General features: G+C 66.4%; 19 protein-coding genes and 1 tRNA gene. 12 read left to right on the top strand and 8 right to left on the bottom strand.

What is annotated here, in order from left to right:
• Positions 1-7: 7 nt before the first annotated feature.
• The 5 genes from ACMDW7_RS03645 to ACMDW7_RS03625 form a co-directional block, all read right to left on the bottom strand.
• On the bottom strand, positions 8-703 hold the full coding sequence (locus ACMDW7_RS03645; RefSeq protein WP_377305475.1) for a hypothetical protein: 696 nt from the start codon (positions 701-703) through the stop codon (positions 8-10).
• A gap of 11 nt (positions 704-714) precedes the next feature.
• Complete coding sequence (locus tag ACMDW7_RS03640) at positions 715-1,443, bottom strand: hypothetical protein (protein ID WP_377305477.1); 729 nt, start codon at positions 1,441-1,443, stop codon at positions 715-717.
• Positions 1,444-1,522: 79 nt separating this feature from the next.
• A complete protein-coding gene (locus ACMDW7_RS03635; RefSeq protein WP_377305479.1) occupies positions 1,523-2,203 on the bottom strand; it encodes a hypothetical protein in 681 nt (226 codons plus the stop codon).
• 33 nt (positions 2,204-2,236) lie between these two features.
• A complete protein-coding gene (pth, locus tag ACMDW7_RS03630; RefSeq protein ID WP_377305481.1) occupies positions 2,237-2,833 on the bottom strand; it encodes an aminoacyl-tRNA hydrolase in 597 nt (198 codons plus the stop codon).
• A gap of 74 nt (positions 2,834-2,907) precedes the next feature.
• Entirely contained in the window at positions 2,908-3,210 is a 303-nt protein-coding gene (locus ACMDW7_RS03625) for a ComEA family DNA-binding protein (protein WP_377305483.1), read from the bottom strand.
• Between the two features lie 246 nt (positions 3,211-3,456).
• On the opposite strand from ACMDW7_RS03625, the gene ribBA reads away from it, so the two are divergent.
• The 8 genes from ribBA to ACMDW7_RS03585 all read left to right on the top strand — a co-directional run bounded on the left by ribBA (position 3,457) and on the right by ACMDW7_RS03585 (position 9,267).
• Positions 3,457-4,572, top strand: coding sequence for a bifunctional 3,4-dihydroxy-2-butanone-4-phosphate synthase/GTP cyclohydrolase II (gene ribBA / locus ACMDW7_RS03620; protein WP_377305485.1), 1,116 nt, complete (start codon positions 3,457-3,459; stop codon positions 4,570-4,572).
• Positions 4,573-4,581: 9 nt separating this feature from the next.
• Positions 4,582-5,052 (top strand): 6,7-dimethyl-8-ribityllumazine synthase, encoded by a 471-nt coding sequence (gene ribH / locus ACMDW7_RS03615; protein ID WP_377305487.1) that lies wholly within the window; start codon positions 4,582-4,584, stop codon positions 5,050-5,052.
• A complete protein-coding gene (nusB, locus tag ACMDW7_RS03610) occupies positions 5,049-5,543 on the top strand; it encodes a transcription antitermination factor NusB (RefSeq protein ID WP_377305489.1) in 495 nt (164 codons plus the stop codon). Before ribH ends, nusB begins: the two co-directional genes overlap by 4 nt.
• A 17-nt stretch (positions 5,544-5,560) precedes the next feature.
• Positions 5,561-6,532 (top strand): thiamine-phosphate kinase, encoded by a 972-nt coding sequence (gene thiL / locus ACMDW7_RS03605; protein ID WP_377305491.1) that lies wholly within the window; start codon positions 5,561-5,563, stop codon positions 6,530-6,532.
• Positions 6,525-7,088 carry a phosphatidylglycerophosphatase A gene (locus ACMDW7_RS03600; RefSeq protein ID WP_377305493.1) on the top strand — a complete coding sequence of 188 codons (564 nt, stop codon included), beginning with the start codon at positions 6,525-6,527 and terminating at the stop codon, positions 7,086-7,088. Before thiL ends, ACMDW7_RS03600 begins: the two co-directional genes overlap by 8 nt.
• A gap of 46 nt (positions 7,089-7,134) precedes the next feature.
• Positions 7,135-7,626 carry a CinA family protein gene (locus ACMDW7_RS03595; RefSeq protein WP_377305495.1) on the top strand — a complete coding sequence of 164 codons (492 nt, stop codon included), beginning with the start codon at positions 7,135-7,137 and terminating at the stop codon, positions 7,624-7,626.
• A gap of 100 nt (positions 7,627-7,726) precedes the next feature.
• Positions 7,727-8,656, top strand: a complete 930-nt coding sequence (gene rapZ, locus ACMDW7_RS03590) for an RNase adapter RapZ (RefSeq protein WP_377305497.1) — start codon at positions 7,727-7,729, stop codon at positions 8,654-8,656.
• Positions 8,653-9,267 (top strand): LON peptidase substrate-binding domain-containing protein, encoded by a 615-nt coding sequence (locus ACMDW7_RS03585; protein ID WP_377305499.1) that lies wholly within the window; start codon positions 8,653-8,655, stop codon positions 9,265-9,267. Before rapZ ends, ACMDW7_RS03585 begins: the two co-directional genes overlap by 4 nt.
• Here the strand turns inward: ACMDW7_RS03585 and mutY are convergent.
• The 3 genes from mutY to mutM form a co-directional block, all read right to left on the bottom strand.
• Positions 9,264-10,340, bottom strand: a complete 1,077-nt coding sequence (gene mutY / locus ACMDW7_RS03580) for an A/G-specific adenine glycosylase (RefSeq protein WP_377305501.1) — start codon at positions 10,338-10,340, stop codon at positions 9,264-9,266. The genes ACMDW7_RS03585 and mutY overlap by 4 nt on opposite strands.
• Complete coding sequence (locus ACMDW7_RS03575) at positions 10,337-12,223, bottom strand: dynamin family protein (protein ID WP_377305503.1); 1,887 nt, start codon at positions 12,221-12,223, stop codon at positions 10,337-10,339. Before ACMDW7_RS03575 ends, mutY begins: the two co-directional genes overlap by 4 nt.
• Before the next feature lie 140 nt (positions 12,224-12,363).
• The gene (gene mutM, locus ACMDW7_RS03570) at positions 12,364-13,206 is read right to left on the bottom strand and encodes a bifunctional DNA-formamidopyrimidine glycosylase/DNA-(apurinic or apyrimidinic site) lyase (RefSeq protein WP_377305505.1); all 843 of its coding nucleotides are present in this window, start codon (positions 13,204-13,206) and stop codon (positions 12,364-12,366) included.
• 103 nt (positions 13,207-13,309) lie between these two features.
• Here mutM and ACMDW7_RS03565 point away from each other — a divergent pair, with 103 nt between their 5' ends.
• The 4 genes from ACMDW7_RS03565 (at position 13,310) to ACMDW7_RS03550 (ending at position 16,930) form a co-directional block, all read left to right on the top strand.
• Positions 13,310-15,157, top strand: a complete 1,848-nt coding sequence (locus ACMDW7_RS03565; RefSeq protein ID WP_377305507.1) for a tetratricopeptide repeat protein — start codon at positions 13,310-13,312, stop codon at positions 15,155-15,157.
• A 152-nt stretch (positions 15,158-15,309) separates the two neighbouring features.
• A complete protein-coding gene (locus tag ACMDW7_RS03560; protein ID WP_377305509.1) occupies positions 15,310-15,921 on the top strand; it encodes a lipoprotein insertase outer membrane protein LolB in 612 nt (203 codons plus the stop codon).
• Positions 15,914-16,798 (top strand): 4-(cytidine 5'-diphospho)-2-C-methyl-D-erythritol kinase, encoded by an 885-nt coding sequence (ispE, locus tag ACMDW7_RS03555; RefSeq protein ID WP_377305510.1) that lies wholly within the window; start codon positions 15,914-15,916, stop codon positions 16,796-16,798. Before ACMDW7_RS03560 ends, ispE begins: the two co-directional genes overlap by 8 nt.
• Positions 16,799-16,853: 55 nt before the next feature.
• Positions 16,854-16,930: transfer RNA gene (locus tag ACMDW7_RS03550), tRNA-Gln, on the top strand.
• Positions 16,931-17,036 lie beyond the last annotated feature (106 nt).

The raw sequence follows: 17,036 nt of genomic DNA, 5'->3' as shown, positions 1-17,036 counted from the left end.
CGACAGATCAGTTGCCCTGCAAGACGTGGAAGTCGGAAGGGAGTTGTGGATTCCGGTGCGACCGGACAGACCAGCCTTCAAACTCGCGGTTCTGGCTTGCAACATCATCGAAACCCGGCCGCCTGCGCTGATGAATCAGACGCCCGGAGACGCCGTAGACCAGGTAGAGGCCCTCATAGTCGTCCACCCAGCCTTCGGGAAACACCAACCGATTCTGCCCATGCGCCTGCGGCTCGGTGGACGCATGCACATCTGCGTGGGCGCGCTGCGCAAGCAGACTGCAGAAGTGGTGACCGTCGCCTGGCAAAAAGCGCATGCGCACTGGCTGGGCACCCGGGCCCCAGCGCGGATGGTTGAAGTAGGGCACCTCGGTGGCCTGGATACGCGCCACATTGCAGCTCAGGATGAAGATGCTCTTGAAGCGGTTCGCGATCGCGTCGGCGAAGGCCCGCACGTTGCCAGCATGGATGTGCTCCCGGCCCAGCCCGATCTGGCCGGCTTGCCCGTGGGCACTGATGACCAGGCTGGTCAAGCGTGTCGGCGCGGCGACCCCGGGGCGCGATACAAAGGGTGAAAGTGCCGCGGCGATCACGGCGTCTAGGCCAGCCGTGGACGGAATCGGTGGGGGCGTGTAGTCCATGCGGTACAGCCACGGGAGATCCGCTGCTTGAATGACGACTGCGGGCTGCGGGACTCGGAACATCTGTGTCTCTTTCAGCGGGGGGCAGGAATGCGGCACCAGGTGGTGCCACTCATGTCGTGCACATCGCAGCGGCCGGGGTCCATCGCGGGGCCGTCCATGCTGCGATCGCGCTCGTCGTCATAACTGGGGCGTACTCGCTGGGCGATCAGACGCCCTGTGGCGTCGTACACCACCTCACGGCCTTCGTACTCATCAATCCAGCCGCGCGGAAAGACCCGGTAGTCCAGGCTGTGGACCTGCACCTCGGTACCTGCGTGCACTTCAGCGCGGGCGTCGTGTGCCAGCACCTGGCAGAAATGGTGTCCATCGCCGGCAACAATCGAAAAGCAGTCGGTGACGGGCGCGCTTCGCCAGGGCCCCCAGCCCGTTTCTCCGCCCCAGCGCGGCCGACGACTGTAGGTCACCGTCCCGGCTTGGATGCGGCCGGTCAGGCAGCTCATGATGTAGATCACCGAGAACCGGTCACGGATGGCCCGGGCAAATCGCTGCACATTGCTCGCAGTGATGAACTCGCTCCCCAGCCCAATCTGCGCCGGTTGTCCGTGCGCGTTGAGCACCAGCGCATGCATGCGCGCCGGTGGCGGCGTGCCGCGCGCAGGCTCGAAGACACCGCGAATCGTGGCGATGATGTCGTCGAGTGTTGCCGTCGGCGCGACGAATGGCGGCGTGTAGTCCATCTGATAGCGCCACGGCACATCGGCCGCCTGGATGACCATCGAAGGTTGGGGCAGGAAGAACATGCGCAGCTCCGTGAGCAGACTCTGCGCAGTTCAGCCCGTGCTGCCTCGGACGTCTATCCCCAAAAGCGGGCGAGCCCCCTCAGAGCGTCAAGGCGAACAAGTTATTGGCGAAGTGCAGCGCCACTGCCCAACGAAAGCCGGCGCGCAGGCACACAAAGCTGGCCATCAGGCCAAGCGCCAGCTGGGGGAGCACGAGCGCAAGAACCGCGGGCGACAGCGTGTCGACCGTCCAGTTGCTCAGGTGAAGCCCGGCAAAGAGCAGGATCGAACCCCAGACCCACAGCCCGAAGTGCCGGCTCAGCCAGGCCTCATAGGGGCCGTCCGGCGGCAGCTTGCGCACACGCGCCCAGATCACGCAGCCCATGCCGAAAGCGCCAAAAGCCAGCCAGTTCGTCATCTGGCCGGCCGGCCCGAACGAGAGAGTCATGAGCAGGGCTGCGCCACCCGCACACAGCGGCAATGCCCGCGGGCGCCGCATCCACAGCCTGAAGATGAGCTCTTCGATCGGCACCATGACCAACGCCAGCGTGATGATCACGCCCTGAGGGATCGAGCCGTCATCGAACAGGTTGGTCGCGCCGTGGGCGATGGCCACGCGCTGTTGAAATGGCACGGCCACCGCATACACGGCGGCCAGCACAAGCGCCGCCAGAACCAGCAGGCGAGCCGACTGACGGGTATCGAGCGCTTCCAGCCTGCGCGTTGCTGACGGCGATTGCAGGAAAGCGAAGAAACGCCGCGCTTCGTCCAATACGTTCATTGGGCGCGCATCCTGTGGCTGCTCGCGATCTGCTCAGGCCGCGGAATGCAGCTTCATCACCGCCCGATCCACCTCGCCGGCCATCGCATCGGGCATCACATCCAGCGCGCGGTCGATCACGCCTTCGATCTGCGTGAGGTGCTCGCGGCTCGGGCGGTGCAGCACAAAGTCCACCACCTCCTGCTGCAGCGCCAGGGTGCGGGGGTGGCCGATGCCCAGGCGCAGGCGCCAGTAGTCCGGCGTGTTCAGGTGGGCCTGAATGTCCTTCAGGCCATTGTGGCCGCCGTTGCCGCCGCCTTTCTTCATCTTGACCGTGCCTGGCAGCAGATCCAGCTCGTCATGGATCACCAGCAGCTGGGCTGCGGTGAGCTTGTAGAAGCGCATCACGGCGCTGACGCTCTGCCCGCTGCGGTTCATGTAGGTCAGCGGCTTCACCAGAAACACATCACGCCCGTTGACCTTGCCGCGGCCGAACTCCGCGTTGAAGCCGCGCTCCACGGCCATGCGGATGTTGAGCCGATGCGCGAGGTTGTCGATGAACCAGAAGCCGGCGTTGTGGCGCGTCTGTTCGTACTCCGGGCCGGGGTTGCCGAGGCCGACGAACAGTTCGATGGGGGTGGAACTGGGCATGGGGCGGCAGGTTAACAAAGCAAAACGGGTCGGCCGGCGACTGCCAGACGACCCGTTTGCAGCGGCCGCACCGCTTACTTCTGCTTGGCGATGATCTTGTCCTTGATCTTGTCGTACACAGCCTTGGGCAGGACCTTTTTTGCAACGAGCTCGTCCTTGCCCTTGTACGGGCGGCCCTTGATGATGGCGTCAGCGCGGGCTTCGCCGATGCCGTCGAGCTTCATGAGTTCTTCCTTGGTGGCGCTGTTCAGGTCCACCTGGGCCATGGCAGCGGGCGCGGCCTTGGCATCGGCGGCAGGCTTCTTCTCGTCCTTGGCCAGCACGGGCAGGCTGGCGGCTAGCAGGGCAGCAGTGATGAGCGCAGCAAACTTCTTCATGGATCCTCCCGTCGGGGTAGTGGGTGCGCGGCACGCGTGCCGTAGATAAACGCCTGCCGCAGCCGGATGATTCGGTATAGGCACCGGCACTTCAAGCGCTGAAAGTCGAAAAAGTCTTGCGAGATGCATGCGAATTGCAAGACGCTTGTCTGGTGCGGCTTTCCAAGGCAAATCGCCTGAAAACCCGCATGAATACTGCGGAAAGCCGTTCCGGCCGTACAAGGGGCGCCCGGTAGAATGCTGGGCATGACACGCATTTCATCCACGCCGGAGATCGTTGCCGAACTCAAGGCCGGTCGCATGGTGATTCTGGTCGACGAAGAAGACCGCGAAAACGAGGGCGACCTCGTCCTGGCGGCCGATCACGTCACCCCCGAGGCCATCAACTTCATGGCCAAGCATGCCCGCGGGCTGATCTGTCTGACGCTGACCGGCGAGCGCTGCCGCCAGCTCAATCTGCCCCTGATGGTCAGCAACAACGGCACCCGCACCGGCACGAACTTTACGCTCTCGATTGAAGCGGCCGAAGGCGTGACGACCGGCATCTCCGCCGCAGACCGCGCTCACACCATCCGCACCGCGGTGGCGGCCGACGCTGTGCCTGGTGATATCGTGCAGCCCGGCCACATCTTCCCGGTGCGTGCAGTGGAAGGCGGCGTGCTGATCCGCGCCGGCCACACCGAAGCGGGCTGCGACCTGACCGCGATGGCCGGACTCACGCCAGCCGCCGTGATCTGCGAGATCATGAAGGACGACGGCACCATGGCCCGCCTGCCGGACCTGATGGAGTACGCCGCCGAACACGGCTTGAAGATCGGCACGATTGCCGACCTGATCCAGTACCGCGCCGCCAATGAGAGCCTCGTGTCGCGCGTGGCGAGCCGCAAGGTCCGTACCCACCACGGCGAGTTCGAGGCCGTGATGTTCCGCGACAAGACGGGTGGCGCAGGCCACCTGGCGCTGGTCAAGGGCCCGATCAACCACGAAGTCGAGACCCTCGTTCGCGTGCATGAGCCGCTGTCGGTGCTGGATCTGATCGACACCCGCACGTCCAGCCACTCCTGGCCGGTGGACCGCGCGCTGGCTGAGCTGTCCAAGGCGCCGCAGGGCGTGCTGGTGCTGCTCAATTGCGGCGAGACTGCAGACCATCTGCAGAACCAGTTCGAGGCCTTGGCCGAAGTGGATGCCAAGGGCTTTGCCAGCGGCAGCACGATCCAGTACCGCATGGACCTGCGCACCTACGGCATCGGCGCACAGATCCTCAAGGCGCTGAATGTGGGCAAGATGAAGCTGCTGGCCAAGCCGCGAAAGATGCCCTCCATGGCCGGCTTTGATCTGCAAGTCACGGGTTACGTGGAATAAGGAAGAAGAATGATCGACACCCTCGAACCCGATCTGGACGGCGAAGGCCTGTCCATCGCCATCGTGCAGGCCCGCTTCAACGAAGGTATCTGCGTCGCCCTGCGCGACTCTGCCCTGGCCGAACTCAAGCGCCTGGGCGTGGCCGATGAGGACATCACACTCATCACCGTGCCAGGTGCGCTGGAAATTCCGCTGGCCTGCCAGCAGCTCGCACGTACCGGCGCCTTTGACGCGCTGATCGCTCTGGGCGCCGTGGTGCGCGGCGAGACCTATCACTTTGAAGTCGTGAGCAACGAGATGGCCGCAGGCATCACGCGCGTGTCGCTCGATGAAGGCATCGTGATCGCCAACGGCGTGCTGACCTGCGAGACGGACGAGCAGGCCTACGCACGCATCAGCAAGGGCGCGGACTGCGCGCAGGTCGCCGTCGAAATGGCCAACATGGCCTTCGCATTGAACGACGAAGGCGAGGCGCAATGAGCAACGCTCCCGCCAGCCCGCCGCGCCTGAGCGAGCCGCCCTCTGAGCGACGCGGCACGCCAAAGTCCGCCCGCCGCCGTTCGCGCGAATTTGCGCTGCAAGGCATCTACTCCTGGCTCGTGAATCAGGACGACCTCGGCGTGATCGACGCGCACATGCGCGGCGTGACCGGGTTTGACCGCGCTGACCGCGTGCACTTCGATGCCCTGCTCTCCGGCGTGCTGCAGAACGCACCCGCGTTGCGCGAGGAGTTCGCACCGCACCTGGATCGCACCGTGAACGAACTCTCGCCCATCGAGCACGGCGTGCTGCTGCTGGGTACCTTCGAGCTCGCGCACCACGTCGAGATCCCCTACCGCGTGGTGATCAATGAGGCGGTGGAGCTGGCCAAGGACTACGGCGGCACCGACGGCTTCAAGTACGTCAACGGCGTACTGGACAAGGTGGCCTTGAAGCTGCGCGCCACCGAGATTGCCGGCGCGCGCCGCTGAACCCTCCGGGACGGCCCTTGGGCGAGTTCGATCTGATCCGCCGGTTCTTCACCCGCGACCAGCAGGTCGCGCGCGTGGGCATTGGCGATGACTGCGCCATTTTCGGCGCGCAGGTCGGCTACGAGCACTGCATCAGCACCGACATGCTCGTCGAAGGGCGGCACTTCCTGTCGGACGTGGACCCGGCCGCGCTTGGGTACAAGGCGCTGGCCACGAACCTCTCGGACCTCGCAGCGATGGGCGCGCAGCCGCACAGCTTCCTGCTGTCGATCGGGCTGCCCCAGGCCGATGAGCGCTGGCTTCAGGCCTTCAGCGCCGGGCTGTTCCAGCTGGCGCAGCGCCACAACTGCCCGCTGATCGGTGGCGACACGACGCGCTCCCCGCTCGTGGTCATCAGCATCACGGTCCAGGGTCTGGTGCCACACGGTGCCGGCGTGCTGCGCAGCGGCGCGCGGGTCGGCGACGACATCTGGGTCTCCGGCACGCTGGGCGACGCCGCGCTGGGCTTGGCGCTGCTGCAGGAACGCATCCGCGTGGGTGATCCGGACGAGCGCGAGCGTGCAATCAGCCGCCTGCATTGGCCAGAGCCGCGCGTTGCGCTGGGCATGGAACTGGCGAGCATCGCCAGTTCCATGATGGATCTGTCTGACGGTCTTGCGGGCGATCTGCTGCACATCCTGCGCGCGAGCCATCGCAAGGCTGCGGTGGAACTTGCCCATCTGCCCATGCGCGCTGCGCTGCGCGGGCTGCCGCGGATGCAGGCCCTGTCGCTGGCCACCGCCGGGGGCGATGACTACGAGCTGCTCTTCACGGCAGAGCCGCGAGCAAGCGCGCGTATCGAGCAGCTTGCGGAGGATCACGAGCTGCCGCTGTCGCGCATCGGCCGCATCCTGCCGCTGGCAGGTGGGGAGTTGCCGCAGATCGAATGGCTGCTCGACGGCCGGCCCACGCAGTTCGAAGCCCAGGGTTTTGACCACTTTGATGACTGAGCCACACGCATCGGGCGCCCCGGCGCAGGCAGGTACCGGCAGCACAGCTCGCCCGCCGGCCCCGGCGCCGGGCAAGCTCGTGCCCAACGCCCGCTGGATGTTCGGCGACCCTGCGCGCTTCATCGCCATGGGCTTTGGCAGCGGGCTGGGCAAGCCCGCGCCAGGCACTTGGGGAACGCTCTTCGGCTGGCTGAGCTGGGTCGTGTGGCTTCAGCCCCTGAGCACCGCCATGCAGGCTCTTGTGCTGCTGACTGCACTGGTCGTGGGCGTGCTGGCCTGCCAGCGGGCCGGCCGGCAGCTCGGCGAACCAGACGCCGGCGTATTCGTGATCGACGAGATCGTCGCCATCTGGCTGGTGCTTTGGCTCGTACCGGCGCACTGGTCCAACCAGTTGGTGGCCGTGCTTGTGTTCCGCTTCTTCGACATTCTCAAGCCGCAGCCGATCCGCTGGATGGACCGGCGCTGGAAGAACGGCGCAGGCGTGATGCTTGATGACCTCGTTGCGGCGTTCTATACCCTGCTGCTGATCGCACTGATCAAGCGCCTGTTCGGCTAGCGGCCCCACGCGCGCTGGCAAGGACGTTCTTCCGGAAGCTACTCGTATGGATAGCAAGCTCGTCGGTCTGGCCGCCACTCTGGGCAGCCAGTTGCGCGCCCGCCAACTGGTGCTGGCCTGCGCGGAAAGCTGCACCGGCGGCCTCGTCAGCGCGGCGCTGACCGAAACCGCCGGCTCGTCGCTCTATTTCGACAGAGGCTTTGTCACCTACTCCAACCGCGCCAAAGAAGACATGCTGGGCGTGCCGGAAGACACACTGCAGCTGCATGGTGCGGTGAGCGAAGAGACAGCCCGCGCGATGGCCGAAGGCGCACTGCGCAACAGCCGCGCACAGGTGGCGCTGGCGATCACCGGCGTGGCGGGCCCAGGCGGCGGCAGCCCGGACAAGCCGGTGGGTATGGTGTGCTTTGCCTGGGCACTGTCGCACACCGTGTTCACTGAAACGAAGCACTTCCCGGGCGACCGCGGTGACGTGCGCCGCGCCGCCGCGGAGCATGCCCTGCGCGGCGTGGGCCATCTGCTCGAACTGGACGCCTGAACCACACCCCTGAGGCAGTGCGCCGCATCAGCGCCGGGCTGGCGGTGCAGACAGACCGGCACAGAGCAGCGCGGCCGCGACGCGCTGCTACATTGCGCCGGTGCAAGTCATCGTTCTCACCGGTATCTCCGGCTCCGGCAAATCGGTCGCCCTCGCGGCGCTCGAGGATCTCGGTTTCTTCTGCACCGACAACCTGCCCTCGCCCCTGCTGCCTGAGCTGGTCGCCCACGCACAGGGTCAGGGTCTGAGCCGCATTGCCATCGCCATCGACAGCCGCTCGGGCAGCGAGGTCAACGACCTGAAGGAGCGCATCCAGGCCCTGCGTCAGCACGCGGCGGAAGTGCGCGTGATCTTCCTTACGGCCAGCACACCGGACCTGTTCGCTCGCTTCTCCGAAACCCGCAGACGCCACCCGCTCAATTCCCCGGATGTCGCGCGAGCGCTCGGCTTGCCCGATAACGAGGAGCGTGCCCTGGATGAGTGCATCACGCTTGAGCGCGAGCTGTTCGCCCCGCTGGCCGAGCTGGGCATCGTGATCGATACCACCGGCCTGAAGCCACAGGTGCTGCGCACTTGGCTCAAGGACATGGTGCGCAGCCTGGGCAACAACGTGCTGCTGACCTTCGAGTCCTTCGCCTTCAAGCATGGCGTGCCCGATGACGCCGATCTGGTGTTCGATGTGCGCTCCCTGCCCAACCCGCACTACGACCCGGTGCTCAAGCCGCTCACGGGCCTGGACGCGCCGGTAGCCGACTTCCTCGCGTCGCATGATCTGGTGCAGGCCATGGTGTCGGACATCGAGCAGTTCATTGCCAAGTGGCTGCCCGAGTTCATGCGTGACGGCCGCAACTACCTCACCGTCGCTATCGGCTGCACTGGTGGCCAGCATCGATCTGTGTACGTGGCCGAGCGTCTGGCCGAGCGCTTCCGCATCGATGCACAGGTCGTCACGCGGCATCGGCAACTCTCCATGGGGCGAATCCAGCCCTCGGCACTCCACACCGCTGTTCGCCCTACCCCTGCGCAATGAGTCCTTCCACCCTGCCCCTGTTCCCGCTGTCCACCGTGCTGTTTCCGGGCGGCGTGCTGCCGCTGCGTGTGTTCGAGACCCGCTACATGGACATGGTGCGCCGCGCGATGAAGGACAAGTCACCCTTCGGTGTGGTGCTGATTCGCGCCGGCAAGGAGGTCGGTGCGCCGGCCGTGCCGGAGTCTGTGGGCTGCAGCGCGCGGATCACCGGCTGGGACATGAGTGAACCGGGCATCCTGAACATCTCCACCTTCGGCGAGCGGCGCTTTCGCGTCGAGGGCACCAGCCGCGCCGCCGATGGCCTGCTCGTCGGCGTGGTGAGTTGGCTGGACGAGCCAGCTGCCCAGCCTGTGCCCACGGAACTTGCGGAGTGCGTCAATCTGCTCAAGCGCGTGATCCAGGATGTGGACGGCGATGCGGGCGATGACCCCGGCGCGCAGCGCTTTGCCCAACCGCACCGGCTCGATGACGCAGGCTGGGTCGCGCAGCGCCTGATCGAGATTCTTCCGGTGCCCAATCAGGCCAAGCAGAAGCTGCTCGAACTGGGCGACCCGAAGTCGCAGCTCGAGATCGTCCATACCTTCCTGAAGCAGCGCAAGGTCGTCGGCTAGCTTCGCTTTGCTGCAGCCTCGGCGCGCAACTGCGCCAGGTGGCTGTCGAGTACGGTACGCACAGGCTTCGGTACGCCGGCTTCGGCCAGTTCGGCCGGGGTGAACCATCTGGCACCTGGCTCCGCGGCCAGCAAAGCGGATGACGCGGGCAACGCCACGCGCTGCACATCGATCTCAAGTGTGAAGTGGGTGAAGGCGTGCTCGATCAGCGCGAAGCGCTCGGCACGCTGCGCATCTACGCCTGCGGGCGCCGCCTGACCCGGCTCGGTCTGCGGCAGGCTCCACAACCCGCCCCAGATGCCCACGGGTGGGCGCTTTTGCAGAAGTACGCCGCCAGAGGCATCCACGACCAGCCAGAACACGGCCCCACGGCGGGGGGGTGTCTTGCGCGGCCGCGCCACGGGCAGCTCGGCCACGCGCGATTGCCGCAGCGCCTCGCAGCGATCCGCCAAAGGACACTCGCCGCAGCGCGGCCGCTTCGGGGTGCACAGGGTCGCGCCCAGATCCATCAGGCCCTGGGTGTAGGCTGGCATGTCGCCCGCTGCAGGCAGGAGCGAATCCGCTAGCGCCCACATCTGCCGCTCGACAGGGGCGCTGCCGGGAAAGCCTTGAATCGCGAAGACGCGCGCCAGTACGCGCTTCACATTGCCATCCAGGATTGCGGCTCGCGCATTGGCGGAGAACGCGGCGATCGCGGCAGCTGTGGATCGGCCGATGCCGCGCAGACTCTGAAGCGCTTCCGGGTCCGTCGGGAACTGCCCGCCGAAGCGGTCACGCACGTCCCGCGCCGCGGCATGCAGGTTGCGCGCACGGCTGTAGTAGCCCAGGCCGGCCCAGTGCTGCATCACCTCGTCGTCCGGCGCATCGGCCAGGGCAAGCACGTCTGGAAAGCGCGCCATGAAACGCAGGTAGTACGGGATGACCGTGCTCACCTGGGTCTGCTGCAGCATGATCTCAGAGACCCAGACGCGGTAGGGGTCGGTGCTGCCCTGCCAAGGCAGATCGTGGCGGCCGTGTGTGCGCTGCCAGGCCACGACGGCCTGCGCGAAGTCCTGCTGGTTCGCCCGCTTCAACGCAGCTGGTTGGCGATCACCGCCTGGTTGCGTTCCAGCTCGGCCAGTTGTGCAGCGGCCTGCGAATGGCCTTCCTGCAGCTCGGCCAGACGATCGGCCAGGGACTGACGTGCATCCACCATGCGCTGCAGGCTTTCCTCGCGGCGCTTGAGCTGGGATTGCTGGTCGCGCATGGCGCGGTCAAGTGGCATGGTGAGCGTGTTGAGCCAGCCCTGCAGTTCGCGGCTCGCCTTCTCCATCACGGCGGCCAGATGCTGACTCGCGGCCAGCACCATGCGCTGCGCGTTGGCGCGACTGCCAGGCAGCATGATCGGCAGGCTCGGAAACGCCCGGGCCGCGGCGCGCTCGATCTCGTCGATCTCGCTGAAGTAGCGCTCACTGGAAAAGCTCTTGGGCGCCGGAAAGCTGAGCTTGTGCTCTTCGGCCATGCGCGCCTGCACGGCGGAAACCGCGCTGTGCGCTTCCTTGGCCTGCATGTGCGCCTGCGTAACTTTGCTGCGCACGTACTCGCTGATCTGCTCGAAGATCTCGCGAAACTCGCGGCCGCTTCGAGCGTTGGCCACACCCAGGCGAATAGCCATGTCGCGGATCGGTGCTGGCGACATGAGTTCGATGGAACTCTTGGCCTGGCGCGAGACGATCGTGCGCAGCGCAAACAGCTGCTTGAAGACGCCCTGGAAGGACTCCTTCTCCTCGGACAGGCGCTTGATCAGGGACGCGGTCACGTCACCCTTGTTGCGCTCGATCGTCATGAGTTCTTCGGTCTGCTCGTCAATGGCGAGCAGACGGCTCCTGAGCGTCGTGCCGGCTTCACCAGACAGATCATTCACGAAGCGCTGCAGACGCTCGGCGATCAAGCGGCGGCGTGCCGGAAGCACTTCATCGGCCAGCGCGGCTTCGAGCTCGCGAACCTGGCTGCGGTCTTCGAGCACGCGGTTGCGCGAGATGCGCGCCAGCAGCGCCTTCTGGGCCGAGAGTGGAAACACGCGACCTTCGGGCACATCCAGCGTCTGCGCCACGGCGATTGCCTGTCGGTAGATGTCGCCGGAGATGTCTTCCTCGGTGCGCAGGTCGTCCCAGAGGCCGTCGATCTTGTTGAGCACCACGAGGCGCCCGCTGCGCGGCATGGTGGCCAGCAGATCGCGCCAGACGTCCGCGTCGGAACGGGACACACCCGCATCGGCTGCGAGCACGTATAGCACGGCGTTGGCCGAGGGCAGCACCGACAGCGTCAGCTCCGGCTCGTTGCCGAGCGCGTTCAGCCCCGGGGTGTCGATGATCGTCAGGCCCTGGCGCAGCAGTGGGTGCGGCAGGTTCACGATGGCATGGCGCCAGCGCGGGATTTCCACAGCGTCGCCATGGGCAACAGCCTGGTCCAGCAGGCCCAAGGCCTCGGCCTCGGCGCGGGTGACGAACTTGGTTTCCTTCACGCGCATGAGCTGACGCGCGACGTCTTCGCCGTCGTCATTGTTGACTGGCTGGTTCTCCCAGAGCGCGGGATTGGCCTTCAGATCGAGCAGCGTGGTCTGCATCGAGCGCGTCTCGATGGGCAGCAGGCGGATGCCTGAGCGCTGACCTTCCTCGAACAGGAATTCAGTCGGGCACATGGTCGTGCGCCCGGCGCCCGAGGGCACCACGCGCCGGCCGTAGCCGGAGAAGAACAGCGCGTTGATCAGCTCGCTCTTGCCGCGAGAGAACTCGGCCACGAAGGCGATGGCCACGCGATCGGACAGCGAAGCCTGGCGCACGCGCTCGAACTCGGAATCAGCCGCCTCACCGGCCAGGCCGATGTCCTTGAGTCCATCTAGCCATTCCTTGATCCGGCCAAGGACCTGATTGCGCCACTGCGTGACTTCGTTGAGCTGGCTATCGAGCGGATCCATGCAGGCCGGGCCTTGTCGTCTTTGTGCTGCGTGCTGGCCATGGGCGGCGCCGCGAAGTCCGCTGGCGCAGGCGTCCCAAGGGCCGGCCCCTGAGCAGTGTTGCTTTACTTGAACAGAACTTCAGCGAGTATGAGGCAGCCTCAGCGTTTTTGACAAACACTGCAGTAGTACGTCGCCCGCTGACCTTGCAACAATTTTCGAATCGTGTTCCCGCAGCCACGGCAGGGCTGGCCGGCGCGGTCATAGACCCGCGCGTTGACCTGGAAATAACCCATTTCCTGCTCGCCGCTGACGAAGTCGCGCAAGCTCGATCCACCGGCGGCAATCGCCTCGGTCAATGTCTCGCGCACGGCAGCAACAAGCCGCATGGCCCGCTCGCGGCTCAGGCGCTGCGCCTGCATCGCTGGGTGGATGCCCGCACGGAACAGCGCTTCCGAGCAATAGATGTTGCCCACACCCACGACAATGTTTCCGGCCAGGAGCGCCTGCTTGATGGCCACGCGCCGGCCGCGGGTGCGCTGCCAGAGCAGCTCGGCCGTGAATTGCTCCGACAGCGGCTCCACACCCAGGCCCGCCAGCAGCGGATGCGCCTCGCACTCGGCCAGGGTCGCCACGGGCAGCCAGTCGATCGAACCGAAACGGCGCGGATCGTGATACCGCAGAACGCGATCGCCCAGGCGCAAGTCCGCATGGTCGTGCTTGCGCAGGGGGGTATCGGCCGCAACCACGGTGAAGCTGCCGCTCATGCCCAGATGGACCAGCAGCCAGCCCGGCGCTCGTTGCGTGTGCGTGCATTCAACCAGCAGGTACTTGCCACGGCGCGCCACGCTGGCGACGCGCCGCCCGGCGAGCACGCGCGCCAGGTCCGCGGGCACGTCCCAGCGCAGGCGCGGCACGCGCACGATGGCTTCATCAATCACATGGCCCAGCGCCACCTGCGCAATGGCGCGGCGCGTGACCTCGACTTCTGGCAACTCTGGCATGGTGTCCTGGATTCATCAGGCGGCGCGGATCAAGCAGCCTGCGTGCTCGACCGCGAAGCGAAAGACTCAGCCCCTATCATCGACCGGAAACCGGAGAACCCCGATGTCTGTGCAGCTCCCCAAGAATTCCAGCCCCTCGCACGCACTGCCCGCGCGCCCTGCGCGTCGCAGCCGTGCCGGGCTGATTGCCAGCCTGCTGGGCGGTGCGGTGACGATACTCGCCGGCTGCGCGACGCCCGGCGGCCCCGCGGCGACGTCAACCGCTGGCGCGCCGGCCAAGCCGGTTCAGGCCGCAGCCACCAAGCCGGCCGAGGCTGCGCGCACCGAGTTGCCGGACAACGAGCTCACCGGCCCCATCCTGGGCCGCATGATGCTTGGCGAGGTGCTGGCCCAGCGCGGCAACCCGGCTTTTGCGCACGACGTCTACATCCAGCTCGCCCGCGACACGCGTGACCCGCGCATCGCCCGCCGCGCCACGGAATTCGCGCTCTCTGCAGGGCGTCTGGAAGGCGCGCTGGCGGCGTCACAGCTCTGGGTGTCACTCGCGCCGAACGACCGCGAAGCCCGCCAGACGGCCTGGACCCTGCTGGCTGGCAGCAACCAGCGCGACATTCTTGAGCCGCTGCTCGCCGCCGACATCGCCAGCGACCCGAACAAGGCTGAGGCGATCGGCAACGCACAGCGCATCGTCGCCCGCCTGCCGGATCGCAATGAGGGCCACGCCATGCTCACGCGCCTGCTGGCGCCGCTGGGCGAACAGGCCGACGCGCTGCTCGCACTCGCGATCTCGTCCTTCGGGGTGAAGCAGCCAGACGCCGCACTGACCTACTCGCGCCGCGCCCTGGCTGCGCGCCCGGCCTTCGAGCGCGCCGCGCTCGTGCAGGCCCAGCTGCTGCAGGACAAGCCCGCCGAGGCCATCAAGCTGCTGGAGGACTTCACCCGCCGCAATCCGGCCGCGCGCGAGGCGCGCATGAGCCTGGCACGCCTGTATGCCACCAACAAGCAGCCGGCCCGCGCCCGCGAGCTGTTCACCGCGCTGGCCGCGCCCGTCACGCCGGGCGGCGAGCGTGATCAGGAAGCCGTCTATGCACTGGGCCTGATGAATCTGCAGGACAACAAGCTCGACGAGGCCGAGGCACTTTTCACTGAATACCTCACGCTGATCGACGACGACGAAGGCCGCGACCCCACCAACGCCTACCTGAACCTGGGCGCGATTGCCGAGGATCGCCGCCGCTTTGAAGAGGCGCTGGACTGGTATGGCCGCGTGGAGCGGCCAGACGCACGCTTTACCGCGCAGATGCGCTCGGCCCTGGCCGAAGCGAAGCTCAACCGGGTGGACCGCGCCAAGAGCCGGCTCGAAGCGCTGGCCAAATCGACGCCCAACGAACGCAGGCGCATCGCCATGGCCGAGGGGCAGATCCTGCGCGATGCCGGGCGCACCGGCGAGGCCGAGGCAGTGCTGCGCGCCGCACTCACCGCCAGCCCGGACGCGCACGACATCAAGTACGACCTCGCGCTCACGCTCGAACGCCTGGGCCGGCACGACGAGATGGAAGCCCTGCTGCGCGAAGTGATCGCCGCCGAGCCGAAGAACGCCCACGCCTACAACGCGCTGGGCTACTCGCTGGCCGAGCGCAACGAGCGGCTCGACGAAGCCGAGGCCCTGCTCACCCAGGCCCTGGCGCTCACCCCGGACGACGCCTACATCGTCGATTCGATGGGCTGGCTGCAGTTCCGCCAAGGCAAGCTCAAGGAGGCCATTGCCACCCTGCGCCGCGCGTGGAGCTTGAAGCAGGATGCGGAGATTGCCACCCACCTGGGCGAGGTGCTCTGGGTGGCCGGGCAGAAGGACGAGGCGCGCAGGTTCTGGCAGGAAGCGCGCAAGCTCAACCCCGCCAATGAGACGCTCGCCAGCACGCTGACGCGCTTTCAGATTCAGCTGCCTTGAAGGTTGGGATGCGAGCCGGGTTCATTTTCAACTGAATGTTGATAAGTGAACCTCAAAAGAAATTATTTTCTTCTTTTATTTGAAATACTCGATCGGCCAGTTTCCGCTTGTGGGGTGTGGATCTTGGCCGATTCGGCGCACAAATTCTGTTGATGCATTCCAAGAATCGAGTTTCTCGCTGGCGCGGCCTGTCTGCGCTCATGCTCGCGGCGTTGCTCGGCCTGGCGGGCTGCAAGAGTCTCGCGCCTGAGCCCCCCGGCAGCGGCGCGGTGGCGCAGGGCGGCAGCGCGCCTGCCTGGGTCAGCGAGCGCAGCGGTCGCGTCGCGCTCACCGCGGAAGACGAGCGCGGCAACCCTACGCGCTGGCAGGCCACCTTTCTGCTCAAGCTCGGCGAGGGCGAACGCCTGCAGCTGGACCTGATCGACCCGCTTGGCAACACTCAGGCGCGCATCCGCAGTCGCAGCGACGGCGCCGAGCTGGAAACGCCCAAGGAAGGCGTGCAGCGCTACGCAGACCTCGCCAGCCTGACGCAGACCCTGACCGGCGTGGCCCTGCCGGCCTCTGCCTGGCGCTACTGGCTGCGCGGCGAGCCCGACCCCGCCCTCCCGGCAAGCCGCGGCGAGCAGAACGGTCTGCCGGTGCTGGATCAAGCGGGCTTCAGCATCCGTATCGCCCGCGCCCGCATCGACGGCACGCCCGCGCTGCTGGTGCTCACGCGCCTGGACAGGCCGGATCTGAACGTACGGATCGTGCTCGATGACTGACGCGGCGCCCGCCCGGAGCCTGACGCTGCAGGCGCCGGCCAAGATCAATCTGTTCCTGCACGTGGTCGGCCGCCGCGCCGACGGCTACCACCTGCTGCAAAGCGTCTTTCAGCTGATCGATCTGGCCGACACCCTGCACTTCGATCTGCGCACCGACGGGCAGATCGTCCTGGCCGAGCCCCTGCCGGGCGTGGCACCGGAGGACGACCTCTGCATTCGCGCCGCGCGGCTGCTGGAACGGGCGGCAAACCGACCACTGACGGGCGTCACGATCCGCGTCGAAAAGCGCATCCCGATGGGCGGCGGGCTGGGCGGCGGGTCCAGTGATGCGGCGACCACGCTGCTGGCGCTGAATCACCTCTGGCAGCTGGGTTTCAAGCGCGCTCAGCTAGCCGAACTGGGCCTGCAACTCGGCGCGGACGTGCCCTTCTTCATCGGCGGCGGTAACGCCTGGGTGGAAGGCATCGGCGAGCAGTTGACGCCGCTTCAACTGCCGCGGCGCCGGTTTCTGGTCGTGCACCCCGGTGTTGGAGTCGCCACTCCAGCCGTTTTCAAGGCGCCGGATTTGACGCGTACCACGCCGTCCGTCATAATTTCGGACTTCGTACGCGCGGCGTCTGCCAGTGAATTGTTTGGCAGAAACGACCTGCAACCGGTGGCAGAACGGCTCGAGCCGGCAGTGAAATTCGCTGCACAGGCCCTGCCCGGCAGCCGGATGAGCGGATCAGGTGCCTGCGTGTTTGCCGCCTTCGACTGCGAAGCCGCAGCAAACGCCGCACTGCAAGGTCTGCGTGAACGAAATGCGTTACCTGCTCAGGCGCGCATGTGGGTGGTCAGCAGTCTCGATCAATATCCCGCAGCAGCGCTTGCAGACTGAACGCGATCCAGTTTCTGGGCACTTCAGCCGCAAGGCTTGAGTGACGAGGAAATGGAGGGGAGTCGCCAAGTTGGTTAAGGCATCGGATTTTGATTCCGACATGCGAGGGTTCGAGTCCTTCCTCCCCTGCCAAGCACCTCGCCGGTGAGCACCGCCGGCCAAAGCACGGGCACACGCCACAGGTGCTCCGGGCTGAAGGACTGAAGGTCGCCAGACTGCAGGTCTTCCTCTCAAGCGC

Source organism: Piscinibacterium candidicorallinum (assembly GCF_047549485.1).
GTDB classification, from domain to species: Bacteria; Pseudomonadota; Gammaproteobacteria; order Burkholderiales; family Burkholderiaceae_C; genus Piscinibacterium; species Piscinibacterium candidicorallinum.
This window is presented reverse-complemented; position numbering and strand designations above follow the sequence as displayed.

Coding starts and splice junctions, on each gene's coding strand:
- ACMDW7_RS03645 (WP_377305475.1), bottom strand. CDS start 703: ATGTTCCGAGTCCCGCAGCCCGCAGTCGTCATTCAAGCAGCGGATCTC.
- ACMDW7_RS03640 (WP_377305477.1), bottom strand. CDS start 1,443: ATGTTCTTCCTGCCCCAACCTTCGATGGTCATCCAGGCGGCCGATGTG.
- ACMDW7_RS03635 (WP_377305479.1), bottom strand. CDS start 2,203: ATGAACGTATTGGACGAAGCGCGGCGTTTCTTCGCTTTCCTGCAATCG.
- pth (WP_377305481.1), bottom strand. CDS start 2,833: ATGCCCAGTTCCACCCCCATCGAACTGTTCGTCGGCCTCGGCAACCCC.
- ACMDW7_RS03625 (WP_377305483.1), bottom strand. CDS start 3,210: ATGAAGAAGTTTGCTGCGCTCATCACTGCTGCCCTGCTAGCCGCCAGC.
- ribBA (WP_377305485.1), top strand. CDS start 3,457: ATGACACGCATTTCATCCACGCCGGAGATCGTTGCCGAACTCAAGGCC.
- ribH (WP_377305487.1), top strand. CDS start 4,582: ATGATCGACACCCTCGAACCCGATCTGGACGGCGAAGGCCTGTCCATC.
- nusB (WP_377305489.1), top strand. CDS start 5,049: ATGAGCAACGCTCCCGCCAGCCCGCCGCGCCTGAGCGAGCCGCCCTCT.
- ACMDW7_RS03600 (WP_377305493.1), top strand. CDS start 6,525: ATGACTGAGCCACACGCATCGGGCGCCCCGGCGCAGGCAGGTACCGGC.
- ACMDW7_RS03595 (WP_377305495.1), top strand. CDS start 7,135: ATGGATAGCAAGCTCGTCGGTCTGGCCGCCACTCTGGGCAGCCAGTTG.
- ACMDW7_RS03585 (WP_377305499.1), top strand. CDS start 8,653: ATGAGTCCTTCCACCCTGCCCCTGTTCCCGCTGTCCACCGTGCTGTTT.
- ACMDW7_RS03575 (WP_377305503.1), bottom strand. CDS start 12,223: ATGGATCCGCTCGATAGCCAGCTCAACGAAGTCACGCAGTGGCGCAAT.
- mutM (WP_377305505.1), bottom strand. CDS start 13,206: ATGCCAGAGTTGCCAGAAGTCGAGGTCACGCGCCGCGCCATTGCGCAG.
- ACMDW7_RS03565 (WP_377305507.1), top strand. CDS start 13,310: ATGTCTGTGCAGCTCCCCAAGAATTCCAGCCCCTCGCACGCACTGCCC.
- ACMDW7_RS03560 (WP_377305509.1), top strand. CDS start 15,310: ATGCATTCCAAGAATCGAGTTTCTCGCTGGCGCGGCCTGTCTGCGCTC.
- ispE (WP_377305510.1), top strand. CDS start 15,914: ATGACTGACGCGGCGCCCGCCCGGAGCCTGACGCTGCAGGCGCCGGCC.